Origin of the sequence: Terrirubrum flagellatum (genome assembly GCF_022059845.1) — a bacterium.
GTDB classification, from domain to species: Bacteria; Pseudomonadota; Alphaproteobacteria; order Rhizobiales; family Beijerinckiaceae; genus Terrirubrum; species Terrirubrum flagellatum.
This window is the reverse complement of the sequence record NZ_CP091851.1, coordinates 2,391,946-2,408,819: the sequence shown is the minus strand read 5'-3', so window position 1 is coordinate 2,408,819 and position 16,874 is coordinate 2,391,946. Positions and strand designations below refer to the sequence as shown.

At 64.2% G+C, this 16,874-nt stretch carries 20 protein-coding genes; 8 read left to right on the top strand and 12 right to left on the bottom strand.

The features are described 5' to 3' along the window. Positions 1 to 4: 4 nt before the first annotated feature. Positions 5 to 658: a glutathione S-transferase family protein gene (locus L8F45_RS11640; protein ID WP_342363035.1), complete on the bottom strand. Its 654-nt coding sequence runs from the start codon at positions 656 to 658 to the stop codon at positions 5 to 7. 276 nt (positions 659 to 934) lie between these two features. On the opposite strand from L8F45_RS11640, the gene L8F45_RS11635 reads away from it, so the two are divergent. Further along, on the top strand, positions 935 to 2,155 hold the full coding sequence (locus L8F45_RS11635) for a polyhydroxyalkanoate depolymerase (protein ID WP_342363034.1): 1,221 nt from the start codon (positions 935 to 937) through the stop codon (positions 2,153 to 2,155). Positions 2,156 to 2,189: 34 nt separating this feature from the next. Here the strand turns inward: L8F45_RS11635 and L8F45_RS11630 are convergent, their stop codons facing one another. Continuing rightward, positions 2,190 to 2,651 carry an outer membrane protein assembly factor BamE gene (locus L8F45_RS11630; protein ID WP_342363033.1) on the bottom strand — a complete coding sequence of 154 codons (462 nt, stop codon included), beginning with the start codon at positions 2,649 to 2,651 and terminating at the stop codon, positions 2,190 to 2,192. A gap of 178 nt (positions 2,652 to 2,829) precedes the next feature. Between L8F45_RS11630 and L8F45_RS11625 the strand changes: the two genes are divergently transcribed. The 4 genes from L8F45_RS11625 (at position 2,830) to gatA (ending at position 5,768) form a co-directional block, all read left to right on the top strand. Next, entirely contained in the window at positions 2,830 to 3,306 is a 477-nt protein-coding gene (locus L8F45_RS11625; RefSeq protein ID WP_342363032.1) for a ubiquinol-cytochrome C chaperone family protein, read from the top strand. Then, on the top strand, positions 3,306 to 3,833 hold the full coding sequence (locus tag L8F45_RS11620; RefSeq protein ID WP_342363031.1) for a YceD family protein: 528 nt from the start codon (positions 3,306 to 3,308) through the stop codon (positions 3,831 to 3,833). Before L8F45_RS11625 ends, L8F45_RS11620 begins: the two co-directional genes overlap by 1 nt. An 84-nt stretch (positions 3,834 to 3,917) precedes the next feature. Then, positions 3,918 to 4,205, top strand: a complete 288-nt coding sequence (gatC, locus tag L8F45_RS11615; protein WP_342363030.1) for an Asp-tRNA(Asn)/Glu-tRNA(Gln) amidotransferase subunit GatC — start codon at positions 3,918 to 3,920, stop codon at positions 4,203 to 4,205. 51 nt (positions 4,206 to 4,256) lie between these two features. After that, the gene (gene gatA, locus L8F45_RS11610) at positions 4,257 to 5,768 is read left to right on the top strand and encodes an Asp-tRNA(Asn)/Glu-tRNA(Gln) amidotransferase subunit GatA (RefSeq protein WP_342363029.1); all 1,512 of its coding nucleotides are present in this window, start codon (positions 4,257 to 4,259) and stop codon (positions 5,766 to 5,768) included. 52 nt (positions 5,769 to 5,820) lie between these two features. On the opposite strand, the gene L8F45_RS11605 is transcribed toward gatA, so the two are convergent. Beyond that, positions 5,821 to 6,573: a hypothetical protein gene (locus L8F45_RS11605; RefSeq protein WP_342363028.1), complete on the bottom strand. Its 753-nt coding sequence runs from the start codon at positions 6,571 to 6,573 to the stop codon at positions 5,821 to 5,823. After that, positions 6,570 to 7,703, bottom strand: coding sequence for a L,D-transpeptidase family protein (locus tag L8F45_RS11600; protein WP_342363027.1), 1,134 nt, complete (start codon positions 7,701 to 7,703; stop codon positions 6,570 to 6,572). The genes L8F45_RS11605 and L8F45_RS11600 overlap by 4 nt, the downstream gene beginning before the upstream one ends. Positions 7,704 to 7,774: 71 nt before the next feature. Here L8F45_RS11600 and L8F45_RS11595 point away from each other — a divergent pair, with 71 nt between their 5' ends. Beyond that, positions 7,775 to 8,317, top strand: coding sequence for a dihydrofolate reductase family protein (locus L8F45_RS11595; protein ID WP_342363026.1), 543 nt, complete (start codon positions 7,775 to 7,777; stop codon positions 8,315 to 8,317). On the opposite strand, the gene L8F45_RS11590 is transcribed toward L8F45_RS11595, so the two are convergent. From L8F45_RS11590 to rpsF, 6 genes are all read right to left on the bottom strand, one after another. Next, positions 8,318 to 8,740 carry a DUF2177 family protein gene (locus L8F45_RS11590; protein WP_342363025.1) on the bottom strand — a complete coding sequence of 141 codons (423 nt, stop codon included), beginning with the start codon at positions 8,738 to 8,740 and terminating at the stop codon, positions 8,318 to 8,320. A gap of 78 nt (positions 8,741 to 8,818) precedes the next feature. After that, a complete protein-coding gene (locus L8F45_RS11585) occupies positions 8,819 to 9,475 on the bottom strand; it encodes an AAA family ATPase (protein WP_342363024.1) in 657 nt (218 codons plus the stop codon). A gap of 177 nt (positions 9,476 to 9,652) precedes the next feature. Further along, positions 9,653 to 10,216: a 50S ribosomal protein L9 gene (gene rplI / locus L8F45_RS11580; RefSeq protein ID WP_342363023.1), complete on the bottom strand. Its 564-nt coding sequence runs from the start codon at positions 10,214 to 10,216 to the stop codon at positions 9,653 to 9,655. Between the two features lie 44 nt (positions 10,217 to 10,260). Further along, positions 10,261 to 11,223 (bottom strand): DUF2232 domain-containing protein, encoded by a 963-nt coding sequence (locus L8F45_RS11575; RefSeq protein WP_342363022.1) that lies wholly within the window; start codon positions 11,221 to 11,223, stop codon positions 10,261 to 10,263. Positions 11,224 to 11,346: 123 nt separating this feature from the next. Then, a complete protein-coding gene (gene rpsR / locus L8F45_RS11570; protein WP_342363021.1) occupies positions 11,347 to 11,580 on the bottom strand; it encodes a 30S ribosomal protein S18 in 234 nt (77 codons plus the stop codon). Between the two features lie 3 nt (positions 11,581 to 11,583). After that, positions 11,584 to 12,087: a 30S ribosomal protein S6 gene (gene rpsF, locus L8F45_RS11565; protein ID WP_342363020.1), complete on the bottom strand. Its 504-nt coding sequence runs from the start codon at positions 12,085 to 12,087 to the stop codon at positions 11,584 to 11,586. A 321-nt stretch (positions 12,088 to 12,408) separates the two neighbouring features. On the opposite strand from rpsF, the gene L8F45_RS11560 reads away from it, so the two are divergent. Further along, positions 12,409 to 13,803, top strand: a complete 1,395-nt coding sequence (locus L8F45_RS11560; RefSeq protein ID WP_342363019.1) for an 8-oxoguanine deaminase — start codon at positions 12,409 to 12,411, stop codon at positions 13,801 to 13,803. A 204-nt stretch (positions 13,804 to 14,007) separates the two neighbouring features. Here the strand turns inward: L8F45_RS11560 and L8F45_RS11555 are convergent, their stop codons facing one another. Next, positions 14,008 to 14,205, bottom strand: coding sequence for a hypothetical protein (locus L8F45_RS11555; RefSeq protein WP_342363018.1), 198 nt, complete (start codon positions 14,203 to 14,205; stop codon positions 14,008 to 14,010). 49 nt (positions 14,206 to 14,254) lie between these two features. Continuing rightward, complete coding sequence (locus tag L8F45_RS11550) at positions 14,255 to 15,721, bottom strand: catalase (RefSeq protein WP_342363017.1); 1,467 nt, start codon at positions 15,719 to 15,721, stop codon at positions 14,255 to 14,257. Positions 15,722 to 15,818: 97 nt separating this feature from the next. Here L8F45_RS11550 and L8F45_RS11545 point away from each other — a divergent pair, with 97 nt between their 5' ends. Next, entirely contained in the window at positions 15,819 to 16,856 is a 1,038-nt protein-coding gene (locus tag L8F45_RS11545) for a hydrogen peroxide-inducible genes activator (RefSeq protein WP_342363016.1), read from the top strand. Positions 16,857 to 16,874 lie beyond the last annotated feature (18 nt).

Below are 16,874 nucleotides of genomic sequence, written 5' to 3'. Positions count from 1 at the left end.
GCGCTCAGAATTCGACGTCGAGTTCCTCGACGTCGTCGGGCTCGTTCTTCGCGGCCTCGATCCACTCCGCCATCGGCGCCCAGCTTATGATCGTGCGGCAATAGGCGGAGCAGGCGGGGTCGAGCGCGACATCGTAGGTGGTGAAGCGGCTGCAGACCGGCGCATACATCGCATCGGCGACAGAGGGTTGTCCGAAAAGAAACGGCCCGCCGCTCTTCCCAAGCGCGTCGCGCCAGATCGTGACGATGCGGTCGATGTCGGCCTGCGCGCCCTGCCAGACCTTGAACCCGGGGTAATGCGCCTTGAGATTCATCGGCAGCGCCGAACGCATATTGGCGAAGCCGGAATGCATTTCGCCGGAGATCGAGCGGCAGAGCGTGCGCGCCGCGCGGTCGCCGGGGAAAAGGCCCGCCAGCGGCTTCACCTCCTGCAGATATTCGGCGATCGCCAGCGTGTCCCAGATCTTCAGCCCGTCATGTTCGAGGCAGGGCGTAAGGAAGGACGGCGACAGCAGCAGCAGTTCGGCCCGCGTCGACGGATCGTCGCTCGACATGACTTTTTCGTCGAATTCGAGGCCGGCCATCCTGCACAGGAGCCACCCGCGCAGCGACCAGGACGAGTAGTTCTTGCTGCTGATGGTCAGCGTCGCAGTCGCCATTCCGCCCCCTTCCGATCCGGACCGAACCGCCGGGCCCGTCCGAATTTTATCTCGCACCGCAATAAAAACTGCACTAGCCTTTAATGCGGCGCAACACGGTCTCGCGGCCTGCCGGCGCCGTCAAGGCGGTGTGTAATAAGTTCGTAGAGCATGGCGCGAAAAAGTGGGAACCGGTTTTTCGCAAGGGCCATGCTCTCAACTTATGGAATCGATCACGTTCCCGCACTTTGATTGATTCAATCAAAGTGCGGGAACGTGATCTAGGGGGCGGGGCGAATGATCTACGCGGCTTTCCAGGCGCAGGCCGACATGATGGACCCGGTGCGGGCGGCGGCGCGCATGGGAATGACGTTTCTCAACAACCTCCAGATCCCGGGTTTCTCCGAGGCCGTGCCTGTCCGCAGCTTGTCTGCGGCCTACGAGATGGTGTCGCGCGCGACGCTCACTCATGAGCGGCCGGCCTACGGCATCGACAAGGTGATGGTGGGCAACCATGAGGTCGGCGTGACCGAGGAGGCGGCCATGAAGCTGCCTTTCGGAACGCTGCTGCGCTTCCGCAAGGATGTCGATACGGCGCAGCCGCGCGTGCTGGTGGTCGCTCCGCTGTCGGGCCATTTCGCCACCCTGTTGCGCAACACGGTCAAGACCCTGCTTTCAGATCATGACGTCTTTATCACGGACTGGGGCAATGCGCGCGACGTGCCGCTTGAAGACGGCGTCTTCGGCTTCGATGACTACGTCGACTATGTCATTCGTTTTCTGCGCCATATGGGGCCGGGGGCGCATGTGATCGCTGTCTGTCAGCCCTGCGTCGCGACGCTCGTCGCGGCGGCGGTGATGGCGCAATCGGGCGACGTGGCGCAGCCGCGCAGCATGACGTTGATGGCGGGGCCGATCGATTGCCGCGTCAATCCGACGAAGGTGAACGAACTCGCTGTCGGCAAACCAATTGAATGGTTCGAGCAGAATCTGATCGCCGCCGTGCCCTGGAAATTCGCCGGCGCCGGCCGCCGCGTCTATCCCGGCTTCGTTCAGCTCACCGCTTTCATGGCGATGAACATGGATCGCCATGTGAAGGCGCATCAGGACATGTTCGAGAATCTGGCGATGGGAAATACCGAGAAAGCTGCGGTCACCAAGGCTTTCTACGATGAGTATTTCGCCGTACTCGATCTCAGCGCCGACTTCTATCTCGAGACGGTGCGGTTGGTGTTTCAGGAATATGCGCTGCCGCTCGGCAAGCTCACCTTTCGTGGCGAGAAGGTCGAGACGTCAGCGATCAGGCGCACCGCGCTGCTGACCGTCGAAGGCGAGCGCGACGACATCTGCGCGCTGGGGCAGACCGTCGCCGCGCATGATCTCTGCGCGAAATTGCGGCCTTATCAGAAGAAGCACCATATGCAGGCCGGAGTCGGCCATTACGGCGTCTTCAGCGGCAGGAAATGGGAAGGTCAGATCTACCCGATCGTCCGCAATATGATTCTCGCGAACGAATAGCGCGGGAGCGGCGCAAATTACGCGCCGCCGAAAACTAGCTCCACTTGCCGAGGCCCTGCAGCATGTTGCGCACGAAGCTTGGCTCGGCGCCGCCGGTCGGCGTGGTGCGGCTGATGAAGTCGAACACCTGACCGTCCTGCAGGCCGTAATTGGCGATGCGTTCGACCTTGAAGCCCTGATTGAAATAGACGGTGAAGACCTGACGCTCGACCTCGCGCTCGCCGAGGAACTGAACGGTGCGGCGGTTCCGCTGCGTGATGTAGTAGAAGGTCTTGTTGCCGACGGTGGAGACGGTCGAGGGCGTGCCGAGTTCGTTGAGCACCGCCTGGACGTCCATGCCGGTCTTCACCTTGTCGATGCGGCCGTCAGCGACGAATCCGTGCGTGAAGGTCTCATTATAGCCTGACCAGGTGATGTTGAGGCTTTCGCAGCCGGCGCCCGCCAGTCCAAGGCATGCGACCACGGCCCACTTGATCCCCCCGGATACCGACATCATCTTCTCTGAGTCTCCCAGCGCCTCATCCGCGTCCGCCGCCCGCCCTTGCCGCGACGCGCCGGGACGGGTAACCCGCGACCTTGGCGAAGACAAGGCCGGCCAAGCCGGCGTTTCCATGGCTTTGAAGCTCTTCAGAAGCGATCCCAACGCAGCTGTCATCGAAGCGTTGCATGACGCTGTGGTCGCCGGCGCGCGGCGTCCGGACCTGTATTTGCGCCTCGGCGCGCCGGACAATCCATTCGGGCGGATCGAATCGGTCATGCTGCATGCGTTGCTGGTGGTTCGCCGGCTGCGTGCTCTGCCGCCGCCCGCCGGAGAACTGGCGCAGGACCTGATCGACCGCATGTTCACCGATTTCGATCGCGCCTTCCGTCAGATCGGCATCAGCGACATCGCCGTGCCGAAGAAGATGCGCAGCCTGGGCGGCGACTGGCTCGGACGCGTCGAAGCCTATTCCGGACCTCTCGATCGGCGGGACGAGCGTGAGCTCGCGGCGGCGCTCGCCCGCAACGTCATGTCGCGGGACGGAGAGGCGGAGGCGGCGCTGCCGCTCGCCCTGCAGGTGTTCGCCTGCGAGGACGCGCTTGCGAAGACCGACTGGCGCGCGCTGCAAACGGGCCGCATCGAATGGCCTGCGGTCGTGGAGGCCGCCTGATGACCCAGAAGGCCGAGAAATCGCCGCTGAGCTATCCCGTCATCGTCACTGACGTGCCGCCGAAGGGGCTCGACGTGGTGATCGAGGCGGATGAGCGCGAGCGCGCGGAAGTCGCCGCGGATTTCGAGCTGCCGGCGATCCATTCGCTCGTCGGCCGGTTCCATATTGGTCATACCAGCCTCGGGCTGCGCGTCACTGGAACCGTGAAGGCGAAGATCACGCAGATCTGCACCATCTCCATCGAGCCGTTCGAGGATGATGTGGAGGAAGAGGTCGAGGTCGATTTCGCCGAGCCCTCCCGCCTGCCGCCGGTTCCGACGGACGGCCCGGCGGCCGATGACCCACCGGACCCGATCGTCGACGGCGCCATCGATCTCGGCGCCCTGACAGCCGAGTTCCTTGCGCTTGGCGTCGATCCCTACCCGCGCAAGCCCGGCGTCGACTTCGACTATGACGACGCGGCGGGCCGCGCCGCGACCTCGCCTTTCGCGTCTCTGGTGAAGCTCAAACCGGACGACAAGAAGTAGCGACTGCCGGCGCCGTTCCTTTCCGCTTTTCGCGCTGCGCAAAAATGGTCTAGAAGCCGGCGATCTGATCCCGCAGGCGCCGCCATGTCCGTTGACGCTGCGACCGTGAAACGTGTCGCCCATCTCGCCCGTATCGCTGTGTCCGATGAGGACGTGCCGAAGCTCCAGTCGGAGCTGAACGCGATCCTCGCCTTCGTCGAGCAACTGTCGGAAGTGAATGTCGACGGCGTCGAGCCGATGACGTCGGTCACGCCGATGGCGATGAAGAAGCGCCAGGACGTGGTGAATGACGGCGACAAGGCCGCGATCATTGTCGGCAACGCGCCGGCGACGCAGGACAATTATTTCCTCGTGCCCAAGGTCATCGAGTGAGCGACGCATTATCGCGATCGCTCTCCTTCCTCTTTCAACGAAGCTGAAACCTTGTCCGATCTCCTTACACTCACGCTCGCCGAAGCGCGCGACGGCCTGAAGGCCAAGCGCTTTTCCTCGCGCGAGATCACCAGCGCCCACGTCTCCGCGATCGAGAAGGCGCGCGCGCTCAATGCCTATGTGCTGGAGACGCCGGATCGCGCTCTGGCGCAGGCCGACAAGAGCGACGCGAAACTCGCGAAGAACGAGGCGGGTCCGCTCGAAGGACTGCCGCTCGGCATCAAGGATCTGTTCGCAACCGAGGGCGTGCGCACCACCGCCTGCTCGAACATCCTCGGCAATTTCATTCCCGCTTACGAGTCGACAGTGTCGTCGCATCTCTGGCGCGACGGCGCCGTGATGCTCGGCAAGCTCAACAATGACGAATTCGCCATGGGCTCGTCGAACGAGACCAGCGCGTTCGGCCCCGTCGTCTCGCCGTGGCGTCGCCCCGGCGCGAACACCTATGTCGAGAACGGCAAGGTGGTCGGAACGCCGCTCGTGCCGGGCGGCTCGTCAGGCGGCTCCGCGTCCGCGGTCGCGGCGCATCTGTGCCTCGCGGCTACTGCGACCGACACCGGCGGTTCGATCCGCCAGCCTGCGGCGTTCACCGGTACGGTCGGCATCAAGCCGACCTATGGCCGCTGTTCGCGCTGGGGCATCGTCGCGTTCGCGTCGTCGCTGGATCAGGCCGGACCGATCGGCAAGACGGTGCGCGACAACGCGATCATGCTGCGCTCGATGGCGGGCCATGATGCCAAGGACACCACGTGCGCCTATATTGCAGTGCCGGACTATGAGGCGGCTGTCGGCCGTTCGGTGAAAGGTCTGCGCATCGGCATCCCGAAGGAGTATCGGCTCGATGGCATGAACGCCGAGATCGACAGGCTCTGGGCGAAAGGCGTGGAATGGCTGAAGGCGGCCGGCGCCGAGATCGTCGATATCTCCCTGCCGCACACGAAATATGCGCTGCCGGCCTATTACATCGTCGCGCCGGCGGAATGCTCGTCGAACCTCGCGCGCTATGACGGCGTGCGCTACGGTCTGCGCGAGCCAGGCCGCGACATCATCGACATGTATGAGAAGACGCGCGCCGAAGGCTTCGGCCGCGAGGTGAAGCGCCGCATCATGATCGGCGCCTATGTGCTGTCAGCCGGATATTACGACGCTTATTATCTGCGCGCGCAGAAGGTGCGCACGCTGATCAAGCGCGATTTTGAGACGGTCTTCGATCAGGGCGTGCATGCGATCCTGACGCCGGCGACCCCGTCAGCCGCCTTCGGCATCGGCGAGAAGCTGAAGGCCGATCCGGTCGAGATGTATCTCAACGACGTCTTCACCGTCACCGTGAACATGGCGGGCCTGCCTGGCATTGCGGTGCCTGCGGGCGTCGACGCGCAGGGCCTGCCGCTCGGGCTGCAGCTCATTGGTCGTCCGTTCGACGAAGAGACCTTGTTCTCGCTCGGCGAAGTGATCGAGCAGAGCGCCGGCCGCTTCCCCGTTGTTGACCGCTGGTGGGAGTAACGGAGCCGCTTTCAAGCGAGCGCCGCGTTGACCTGCGGCGGTCGCCGTTGTGCTATTTCAGCTTGTCGATTTCGCTCTGCGCACGGCGTGAGCCGAGCGAGGCGGCGATGCGAAGCGCCTTCAATCCGTCGGCTTTCTTTCCGCTCCGGACAAGCGCCAGTCCAAGCGCCTCATTGCTGCGGCGCGTGATATCCCCGGCGGTTGAGAACTCCGATGGATCGGGATTCGGCCGAGTGGCCGCAGCGCGCGCTGGAGCCACTGCGTTGAGAGGCTGTCCTGCGGCGAGAAAGACCTCCGCACGCGCGATGCGGTCGGAATTAGATTCCTTGCGGGCGCCCAGGACTTTCATGCCTTCTGCGGAAGCTCCCTCGCGCGCGAGCGCGAGGGCAAGCGCCCATTGCGCCGGCGCGTAGGACGCATCAAGCGCGAGCGCACGTCGCGCCGCCTCCGAACTTCCGTCCCAGCGCGCGACGATTGTCAGAATGCGCGCGGATCGCGGCGCTGCTTTCGCCGCATCTTCTGCGATAGCGCGCGCCGGCGACGCCTCTCCCGTCGCAGCCAGGGGCGCATCGCGTAGCTCAGCTGCGCGGGCGGCGAAAAACCAGAGCGGTTCCGAGGAAGGGCATTCCCTGACGCCTTCGAGCGCGATCTCGGCCAGCGCGCTGGTCGCTCCTCTTTCATCGGCCGCGATGGCGACGGCTTTGGCCGTCGCCTCAGCACGCTGCTCAAGCTGACCGCATTCAGCGGCTGCAACAGCGCTGGAAACAAAAACGAGAGAGGCGACGAGGCCGTGCAGACCGATCACGGCGGTCCCGTTTCGGTATAGGGGCGCACCTCGAATGGAGTCCCTTCCTTCAGGAAGCCCGCTTTCATAAGCCGGTCGCGCTCCGCTGGAACAAGATGGAGGCAACCGTGCGAATTCGCGAGCGCGACGGCTTTTCCCTGAGCTGTCGCCATCTCGTCGTTTGGCGTGGTGTGGATGAAATAGGCCGTGGACTCGCCGTTCCGCCGAAGGTTCCATCCCCAGCGGCCGAAATCGTTCTTCTCCCATTCGGTCTTGTAAAGATTGCCTGCGGAGTCGATAAACATCGCGCGTGTGTCCGCGATTACGTCCGCGAGCTTCGGCTTGAGGCCGGACCTTTGGTGAAACGCCATCTTGGCTGCTGTGACGGCGCCCTTTGGCCCCGTGGCGAGGACCCATCTGCCGGGTGATTTCTCATACTCGACTTCGCCATCGGCCGTGAGCCGCAGCGCTGAGCCCCACGCGATCACCGAACTTGGCCAACTGGGCGCGACCACATGGATGCGCGGGCCAAGCGTATAGTGGCCGGTCGGAGTAGGATCCGCCGTATGCCCGCCGCGGTCGGGATATCCGACCGGAGGACCGCCAGCCGCTTTCATGGTCTCGCCGCTGCCGCCGATGACATAGATGGTGCCAACGGTTGTTTTTCCTTCAAGCCGTTCACCCGGGAAGAAAACCATTCGAGCGCCGATCGAGCCGACGACCTTCACCGTCATGTAGAGATAGACGAAGCCGGTGCTCGCGACGGTGGCGTTGATCCTCGCCTCGCCCGCGGTGAGCGCCGTGATCAGGAAATGACGCCAATGCGGATAGCGCACTGGCAACGGTTCCTCGTGCACGACGCATACGGTCGGATTGGCGGATCTGACGACAAAGTCATTGCCGTCGTCGTCTCCGCCAAACAGTCCGATATGGGCGTGCTGCCCTATCTGGATCGTCTGGGTCCAGGAGGACTCTACCCACCCCTTGGGGCTCAGATTCGCGAACTTGCCGAAATGCGCCATGAACGCCTCGTGCAAAGAGTAACGCGCCACAGCTTTGATGCGCCCAAGGCCGCTATAAAGCCACGGAAAGCTAGGCGTCAGTCCGTTCCGGTTAAGTGCGGCGGCGCACGGACATCTGCTGATCGACATGCAGCCTCGGCGATCGTTCGCCGCGCGCCGGCATTGTCCGGGCGGGGAGGCGGTGCGATAGCATCGCGAGCATGATTGAGATTCACGCTTACGCCATCGTCAGCGCCGACGACCGCATCGCTGACGCTGATGGCGACATGCCGACGGGTCTCTTGAATGACGCCGACTGGCGTTATTTCCAGAGCGAACTCGATCGCTGCGATATCACCGTGCTCGGGCGCATTAGTCATGAGGCCGCGCCCAATCTGCGGAACCGGCGACGCATTGTGATGTCGTCGCGCGCGGAGCGCCTTGAGCGACGCGACGACGCCTGGTGGTGGAATCCGGCCGCGATGCCCTGGGAAGACGTGGCGCGCGAGCTTCTGCCGAACGGTGGCCGCGTCGGCGCGCCGGGCGGGCAGGGGCCGTTCGATTATTTTCTCAAGCGCGGGCTGACGGCGTTTCATCTGTCGCGCGCGCGTCAGGTTACGTTGCCTGGAGGTCGCGGATTGTTCGCCGCGGTTGAGAAAGGCGTGCGCGCGGAGGACGTGCTGCGCGACGCAGGCTTTCGCGCTGGCGCAACGACGGCGATGGATGAAGCCGCCGGCGTCGATCTGACGATCTGGCGCCGCTGATTAGTCACCTGCGACGCCGAAGACGCGCGTCGCGATGAGGAAACCGAGCCCCGCCGCCGTGGCCGTCAGGATGACGCCCCAGGCGACATCGATGAGGGCGAGGATGAGCGGGAAGTCTCGCAGGGTTGCGTGATTGGTCGCGTCATAGGTGACGTAGCAGAAGAAGCCGAAGGCGGCGCCGAGCAGCGCGGCTCTCGTCCAGCCGCCGCCTGAAAGCGCAGGCGTCATGCAGAAGAGCGCGACGCCGATTCCGTAGAGGAGATAGAAGACAATCGCCGCAGCCCAGCGCGGCTGATCCAGCATGATCGGTCCGAGATGGGCGCGGTAAAGGCTGTTGGCGGTGAGGCTGAGCCAGATGGCGTCAAGCGGCAGACAGACAATCAATGCCGCGACATAGAGCAATGCGAACCTGGTCGCCGTCATGATGATCTCTCCCGCGATTAGAGAGTCTACGCGGAAGAGACATGCTTGGATGCATCGGCGCGCTCCGCGCGCCGATGGTTACGCGGCCTTGCGCGCGGGCGCGGCCGACTTGCCGATGCGCTTGCGGATCGACAGCCACAGCTTGCGCATATCCTGCGCCGCGTCGCCCGACGGGGCATATTCCGTCACGCCGAGACCAAGCCTCGCCGCGTCCTGATAATCGACGCGCGCCGTGATCAGCGGACTCAAGAGGCCGCCCATGCTTTCCAGAGCGGCGATGCCGTCGGCCACGCGCGATGAGTTCTGCATCGGCGGGCACTGATTGAGCAGGAAGACATATTCGCGGCGCAACGCGCGAATGGCGCGGCGAGTGGTTTCGCTCGCCCAGAGGTCGAACGCGTTCGGCCGCGCCGGAATGATGCAGAGATTGGCGTTCTTCATCGCCGCTTCCGCCGCAGGCCCTTCAGAGCCGGGCGTGTCGATGATCGCGAGGGTGACGCCGCTCTTCGCCAAGGTCCCAAGGACGCCCGCGAGCTTGCCAGGCGCAACGGTCTCAACGCCGATCGACGCTTCAGCCTTGCCGCGCTCTTTGGACCAGCGCACCAGCGACGCCTGCGGATCCATGTCGATGATGAAGACTTTTTCACCGGCTTCGTGCGCCGCGACCGCTAGCGAGGATGCGAGCGTGCTCTTGCCCGAGCCTCCTTTTTGCGTCGTGAAAGCGATGACTCGCATGCGGTTGAACCTCCCGTCGTCCGCGGACCCTAGGTCACGGCGCATAGCTATGACGAGATTCGCGTTGATTCGCATGCGTTTTTTACAACCGACGCGTGAGACGCCGGCTGAATTAATCCGGAAACAATAGCGGGCCGTCGCCGGCCCGCTGAAAAACGATTGCGCTGCAGGCGTTTCTTATTCCTGAGAAGGTCCCGCGTCCGCGAGCGCCGCGCCGATTTCGAGGCCCAACTCGTCGAGATGGGTCTCTTCGCGCGTGGTCACGCTCTCGCCGCGCGCCTGGCGTTCCGCCTCGTCGACCGAGCGGGCGACATTGATCGTGACCTTCGCATCGACTTCAGGGTGCAGCGCAACAGGCGCCTGATGCAGGCCGAGAGTCTTGATCGGCGCATTGAGCGTGATCTGATTGCGATCAACCGAGAAGCCGCCAGCAGTAATCGCTTCGGCGATGTCGCGCGGGCTGACCGAGCCATAAAGCACGCCCGACTCGCCGGCCTGGCGAATGATAATGAAGCTCTGGCCGTTGAGCTTCGCAGCGATGGCGTCCGCTTCCTGCTTGCGCTCGAGGCTGCGCGTCTCGAGTTGCGCGCGCTGCGTGTCGAACTGCTTCTTGTTGGCTTCGGTGGCGCGCAGGGCCTTGCCGCGCGGCAGGAGGAAATTGCGCGCGAACCCATCCTTGACGCGGACGACTTCGCCCATCTGGCCGAGCTTGGCGACGCGCTCGAGGAGAATAACTTCCATGATTCAGTTCCTTTCTGTGTTGGGATTGTCTTGATTGGTTTCCATCACGCGCCCGCGGGGTCTGCGAGGCCCCGTCGCGCACGAATGTTGAAGAGCGCATCAGCGACGCCGCCGATCGCCGCGGCGATCAACGGCCAACCGCCGAACAGCGCTGACACGAAATAGACTGCAGTGAGCATGGCGGATCTTCCGGCCTTGCCTGAGGTGATCGCATGGACCAGCGCGAGCCCTTGCAGCGCATAGGCCGCCAGCAGAGCGGCGAAGATCGTGCGGAAGCAGAGGCCGATGAAGCCGCCGAGAAACGATCCTGCGAAGGTCGCGGCGATTGCGCCGAGCAGCGCGCGTGGCAGCGTCAAAGCCGGCAGGTAGGGCCAGGGGCGCGGCAGGCGGCCAGAGGCCAGCACGATGCGGCCGGCGATCACGAGCAATGCAGCGGCGACCCAGACGCTGATCACGGCGTAGGCCGGAAAGCCGATCGCCGCCACCAGGGCGGCCATGGCGGCGCGAAGCTGCGGCCGCGCCTCCGGCGCGACGCCGTCGAACAGAGTGGGGCTCAGGCGCTCGGCGATCTCGATGACGCGCTCGCAGGATTTGACGAAGGCGTCATAGTCGCCGGCGATCATCCAGGCGCCGACGAGGCCGAGCGCGGCGATGACGCCCGCGATCCAGGCGAGCACGCGGCCCGTTGGATACCATTCGGCCGGACCGCCCGGCGCAGCGGAGGGGCGCGCCAGCAGCGACAGGAAGGAGAACCACCAGGCGGGGAGCGCGGTCGACAGGAGGAAGGCCGCGGCCATGCGCGGATTGACCAGCAGGCCGAGGATCAGCGCGCCGACAGCCGCTCCGATGAGGCCGGCCTTGTGGTTCCAGCCAAGGGCGGCGATGGCGATCGGAAGCGGGGCAAGGAAGGAGAGAAGCAAGGCGATCGGGCTGCCCGTCGCGATGACGAGCGTCAGCAGGGCCGAAACGACCCCCGCGCCAACGCCAATGCCAATGATGGCCGTCATATCGCTGTCCCGACGCTTCGCGTGGTTAGACCGGGATCAAAAGTCCCGGCCAACGGTGAAAGGAGCGTGCGGCCTGCGCGCTCCTGAGATCGAAAGAGGCGCGGCCAGGGCCGCGCTGAAGCCTTAGCGGATCACGTAGGGCAGAAGGCCGAGGAAGCGGGCGCGCTTGATCGCCTGGGCGAGTTCACGCTGCTTCTTGGCCGACACCGCGGTGATGCGCGACGGCACGATCTTTCCGCGCTCGGAAATGTAGCGCGAGAGAAGACGCACATCCTTGTAGTCGATGACGGGCGCGTTCGGGCCGGAGAAAGGGCAGGACTTGCGGCGACGGAAGAAGGGACGACGTGCTGCGCTCATGACTTACATTCCTTCGCCAGGGGCCACGCCGTCGCCGGCCGGACGCGGGGGACGATCGCCGCCAAAGCCGCGACCACCGCCGCCGCCAAAACCACGGCCGCCGCCGCCGAAGCTGCGTCCGCCGCCGCCAAAGCCGCGACCGCCTCCGCCGAAGCCGAAGTCGTCATCGCGGCGCTCGCTGTCATCGCGCTTGCGCAGCATGGCCGAGGGGCCTTCCTCGATCGCGTCGACGCGGATCGTCATGAAGCGCATGACGTCCTCGTTGATGCCCATCTGGCGCTCCATCTCCGCCACCGCGGCGTGCGGCGCGTCGATGCCGAAATACTGGAAATGGGCCTTGCGGTTCTTCTTGATGCGGAAGGCGAGGGATTTGGAGCCCCAATATTCGCTCTTCACGAGCTGGCCGCCGCCCGCTTCGATGACGCCCTTGAAAGTCTCGACAAGCGTCTCGACCTGCTGGCTCGTCACGTCCTGACGCGTCAGGAAGACGTGTTCATACAATGCCATATGGCTGATGCCTTTCTTTCGATATCGCCTCGGCGCGGAGCCCTTCGAGCCGGTCGCGAAAAGGCGAGCGAGCCCGAAAAACACGAAGGCGGGAACACGGGAGGACGAGCGCGGAGACCGTCTCTACGGAGCCGCCCGTTTCCGGAAAAGCTCCGCCCTCCGTTCAGCCCCCGGCCGAAACGGATGCGGGCTCATAAGGGGGGAGCGCGTTGGAGGCAAGGAAAATCTCCCGGACGGGAGAGGGAGAAAGCCTTTGACGCTGCGGCGCCGTTGTCGCCATCTGCGGCGCCAACACGAAGCGAGGCCGGATCGATGTTCTCCATGACCCGTTTCCTTCTCCTCGAAAACGCGCTCGTCGTCATCACCATGGATGACGCGCGGCGGGAGATCCACGACGGCTCCGTGCTTATCGCCGACGACCGCATCGCCGCGGTGGGGCCGAGCGAGGACGTCGCTCTCGAACTCGATCGCCTGGTCGAGGCCAGCAGCGGCTACTCCCAGGAAAGGATCGATCTCAGCGGCCACATCGTGCTGCCCGGTCTGATCAACACGCACCACCACATGTTTCAATCGCTGACGCGCGCCATGCCCGGGGCGCAGGACGCGGAACTGTTCGGCTGGTTGAAAACGCTCTATCCCATCTGGGCGCGACTGACGCCGACGGCGTTGCGACTTGCGACGCAGACGGCGTGCGCCGAACTCGTGCTGTCCGGCTGCACGACGACAAGCGATCATCACTACGTCTTTCCGAATGGCTGCAGGCTCGACGATACGATCGAGGCGGCGCAGGAGATCGGCGTCCGCTTTCACGCCACGCGCGGCGCCATGAGTCTCGGCGTTTCGCGCGGCGGGTTGCCGCCTGACGATCTGGTCGAGGATGAAGACGCGATCCTCGCTGACGCGCGCCGTGTGATCGAAGCCTTTCACGATCCGAATCCGGGCGCCATGACGCGGATCGCCGTCGCGCCATGTTCGCCTTTCTCCGTGACGCGCGACCTCATGCGCGAGAGCGCAAAGCTTGCGCGCAGCTATGGCGTCTCGCTCCACACCCATCTCGCCGAGAACGACAACGACGTCGCCTACAGTCTCGAGAAATTCGGCATGACGCCGGCGCAATATGCCGAAGAGCTCGGCTGGGTCGGACGCGACGTCTGGCATGCGCACTGCGTCAAGCTCGATGACGACGGCGTTTCTCTCTTCGGGCGAACGGGAACTGGGGTCGCCCATTGCCCCTGTTCCAATATGAGGCTGGCGTCGGGAATCGCGCCGATCAGGCGCATGCGTTGCGAGAATGTGCCGGTTGGCATCGGCGTCGATGGCTCAGCCTCGAATGACGGCGGTCATCTGCTTGGCGAGGCGCGTCAGGCGCTCCTGCTGCAGCGCGTTGCTCATGGGCCTTCGGCGATGACAGCGCGAGACGCGCTGGAGATCGCGACGCGCGGCGGCGCGCGCGTGCTTGGCCGTGACGACGTCGGCGAACTCAGCGTCGGCAAAATGGCCGACGTGATCGCTTTCGACATGCGCGGGCTCGATCACGCCGGCGCGCTGCATGATCCCGTCGCTGCGCTCGTCTTCTGTTCGCCGCAGACCGTGTCGCTCAGCATCATCAACGGCGCCGTCATCGTGCAGCGTGGTGAATTGAAGACGCTCGACGTGGCCGCGCATGTCGAGCGTCACAACGCAGCCGCGAGAAGAATGGCGAACGGGGAGAAGTGAGGCGCATTCCGTCCCCGGCTTCATGGAGCGAGGCGAACGCCGAGTGGAATGAAGGCCGGGGCCCAGCAAATGATTGCGCCGCAGGCGCACAATATTTCTCAACGTGAATCGTGCGAGCTTTGCTCGCGATTCTTTTCTGGCCCCCGGACACGGTTCCGCTCAGCTATCGCTTCGCTTCACCGTTCCGGGGACGACAAGGCGTGGTTACGCCCGATAAAGCACGCGATATTGCGGTTTCGCGCCATTGGCGAGGTACGCGCCCTCCACGTAATGGACAGCGATGATGCGGTCAGGCGTCACCCCGCGCGCCGAAAGCGCGGCGTTGAGCGCCTCGACAGTGGCGTCGGTGACGATTTCATCCACCGTCGCGGCGTTTGAAAGACGTTGAGCTGCTGCTGACATCAGAAATCTCCGTTGGCGTGAAAATGCAGGTGCGAAACGGGCGTTCCGCTCATTCCGCGGCGGCGGGAAGGTCGACGGCGGAGAGGCCCATGCGGGTCGCCACGCCAATGCCGTAGTCCGGATCGGCGCGATAGAAATGCGCCACCTGCCGCTTGATGATCTCCGTGGGCACGCCGGCCATCGCTTCGGCGATATTGTCCATGAGCTGTTCGCGTTGGGCGCGGCTCATCAGGCGGAAGAGATCGCCGGGCTGGCGGTAGTCGTCATTGCCATCGCGATGATCGAAACGGTCCGCATCGCCCGCGAGCTTGAGAGGCGGCTCGCGGAAGCGATGATCCTCTCTGGGTCCGCCGAAGCTGTTCGGCTCGTACCAGGCGTCGCCGCGCTCAGGGACCTCCGGCAGCATTTGCCCATCCGCATGATAATGATGCACCGGGCATTTCGGCCGGTTAACCGGCAGCATCTCATAATGGGTGCCGACACGATAGCGATGCGCGTCAGCATAGGAGAAGATGCGCGACTGCAGCACCTTGTCAGGTGAGAAGCCAATTCCCGGAACGATGTTCGACGGCGAGAAGGAGGATTGCTCGACCTCGGCGAAATAATGCTTGGGATTGCGGTTGAGTTCGAGCACGCCGACCTCGATCAGCGGATAGTCCTTGTGCGGCCAAACCTTCGTGAGATCGAAGGGGTTGTACCAATGCTTGCCGGCGTCCGCCTCGGGCATCACCTGCACGCAGAGTTTCCAACGGGGATAATCGCTGTTCTCGATCGCATCGAACAGATCGCGCTGCGCGCTCTCGCGATCCCTTGCGATGACTTGCTCGCCTTCGCGATTGGTCCAGTTCCTGATGCCCTGCATCGACTTGAAATGGAATTTCACCCAGAAGCGCTCATCCTTCGCATTGATGAAGGAATAGGTGTGCGAACCAAATCCATGCACGAAGCGATAGCCCTGCGGCAGGCCGCGATCCGACATGAGGATCGTCACCTGATGCAGGCTTTCCGGCGACAATGACCAGAAATCCCACATCGCCGTCGGCGAGCGCATGTTCGTCGTGGGATGACGCTTCTGCGTGCGGATGAAGTCGGGAAATTTGAGCGGATCGCGAATGAAGAACACCGGCGTGTTGTTGCCGACGAGATCCCAGTTGCCTTCGTCCGTATAGAACTTCAGCGCAAAGCCGCGCACGTCGCGCTCGGCGTCGGCTGCGCCGCGCTCGCCGGCGACGGTCGAGAAGCGCAACAGCGTCTCGGTCTCCTTGCCGATCTCAGCGAAGACGCTCGCCTTCGTATATTTCGTGATGTCGTGCGTGATGCGCAGCACGCCATAGGCGGCGGAGCCCTTGGCGTGGACGACGCGCTCTGGAATGCGCTCGCGGTTCTGGTGCGCGAGCTTCTCCAGCAGTTGATAGTCCTGCATCAGCAGGGGGCCGCGCGGTCCCGCCGTGACCGAGTTCTGATTGTCGGCGATCGGCGCGCCGGCGGAGGTGGTCATGGTCTTGGGATCGGACATCAGGGCCTCGCAGTCTGGAATTGCTCCGGCTTCAAAGCGCGATCCGTCGATAATCTCCAATTGTATTTCAGGGCTTATGTGATAGGAAAAACCTATCATGTTCAGCCTGCGCCAGCTCCGCTACTTCGCCGCCGTGGCCAGGCATCGCCATTTCGGCCGCGCGGCCGAGGAGTGTTCGGTCAGTCAGCCGGCCTTGTCGGTCCAGATCCGGGAGCTTGAGGCGATGTTGGGTCTCTCCCTGATCGAGCGGGGCCGAGGCCGGGTCGAACTCACCGAGGCCGGCGTCGAGGTCGAACGCCGGGCGCTCGAAATCCTCGCCGAGGCGCGCGACCTCATGGATTTTGCGAAGCACAGGAAGAGCGTGCTCACGGGGTCGCTCAGGCTCGGCGTCATTCCCTCGATCGCGCCCTACCTCCTGCCCGCGGCTCTGCCCGCGTTACAGACGCGATTCCCGCAACTGGAACTGCATCTGCGCGAGACCATGACGGCCTCGCTGCTTCAGGAGCTTGGCGAAGGGCGTCTCGACGTCGTGCTTCTCTCATTGCCGGTCGAGCAGCCGGGCTTTGAATCGATCCGGCTGTTCGATGACGCCTTCGTGCTCGCGGCTCCGGGCGATGCGACAGCGGAAGCGAAACGACTGCCAGCGCGTCTCTCCGAGCTTCATTCGCAAAATCTGCTGCTGCTGGAAGAAGGCCACTGCCTGCGCGAGCAGGCGCTGACCTATTGCAAGACCATCAGCCCGGAGCTGCGCAACCAGTTCGGCGCGTCGAGCCTCGCAACCATCATCCAGATGGTGGCCAATGGCTATGGCGCGACGCTGCTGCCGGAGATCGCGATCGCGGCCGAACTGAGCGCGGATCGCCGCATCGGTCTGATGCGCTTCGCGGAGCCGCAGCCGATGCGGACTGTCGGTCTCGTCTGGCGGCGCAGTTCGCCGCGCAAGGCGGATTTCGTCGAGCTGGGACGCGTCTTCACGGAAGGCGCGCAGGCGATCTTGCTGGCGGCTGCGCAAAGACTTGATGATGACGACGCCGGCTACGAGGATCAGGCGGGCGCGCCGCCGCTTGCCGCGCTTTCGACGCCGCCAAAATTGTCGCGTATATCCACGGCTGCGATGCGGCGACAGCAATCCTGAAGCGCATCGGCTGACGTC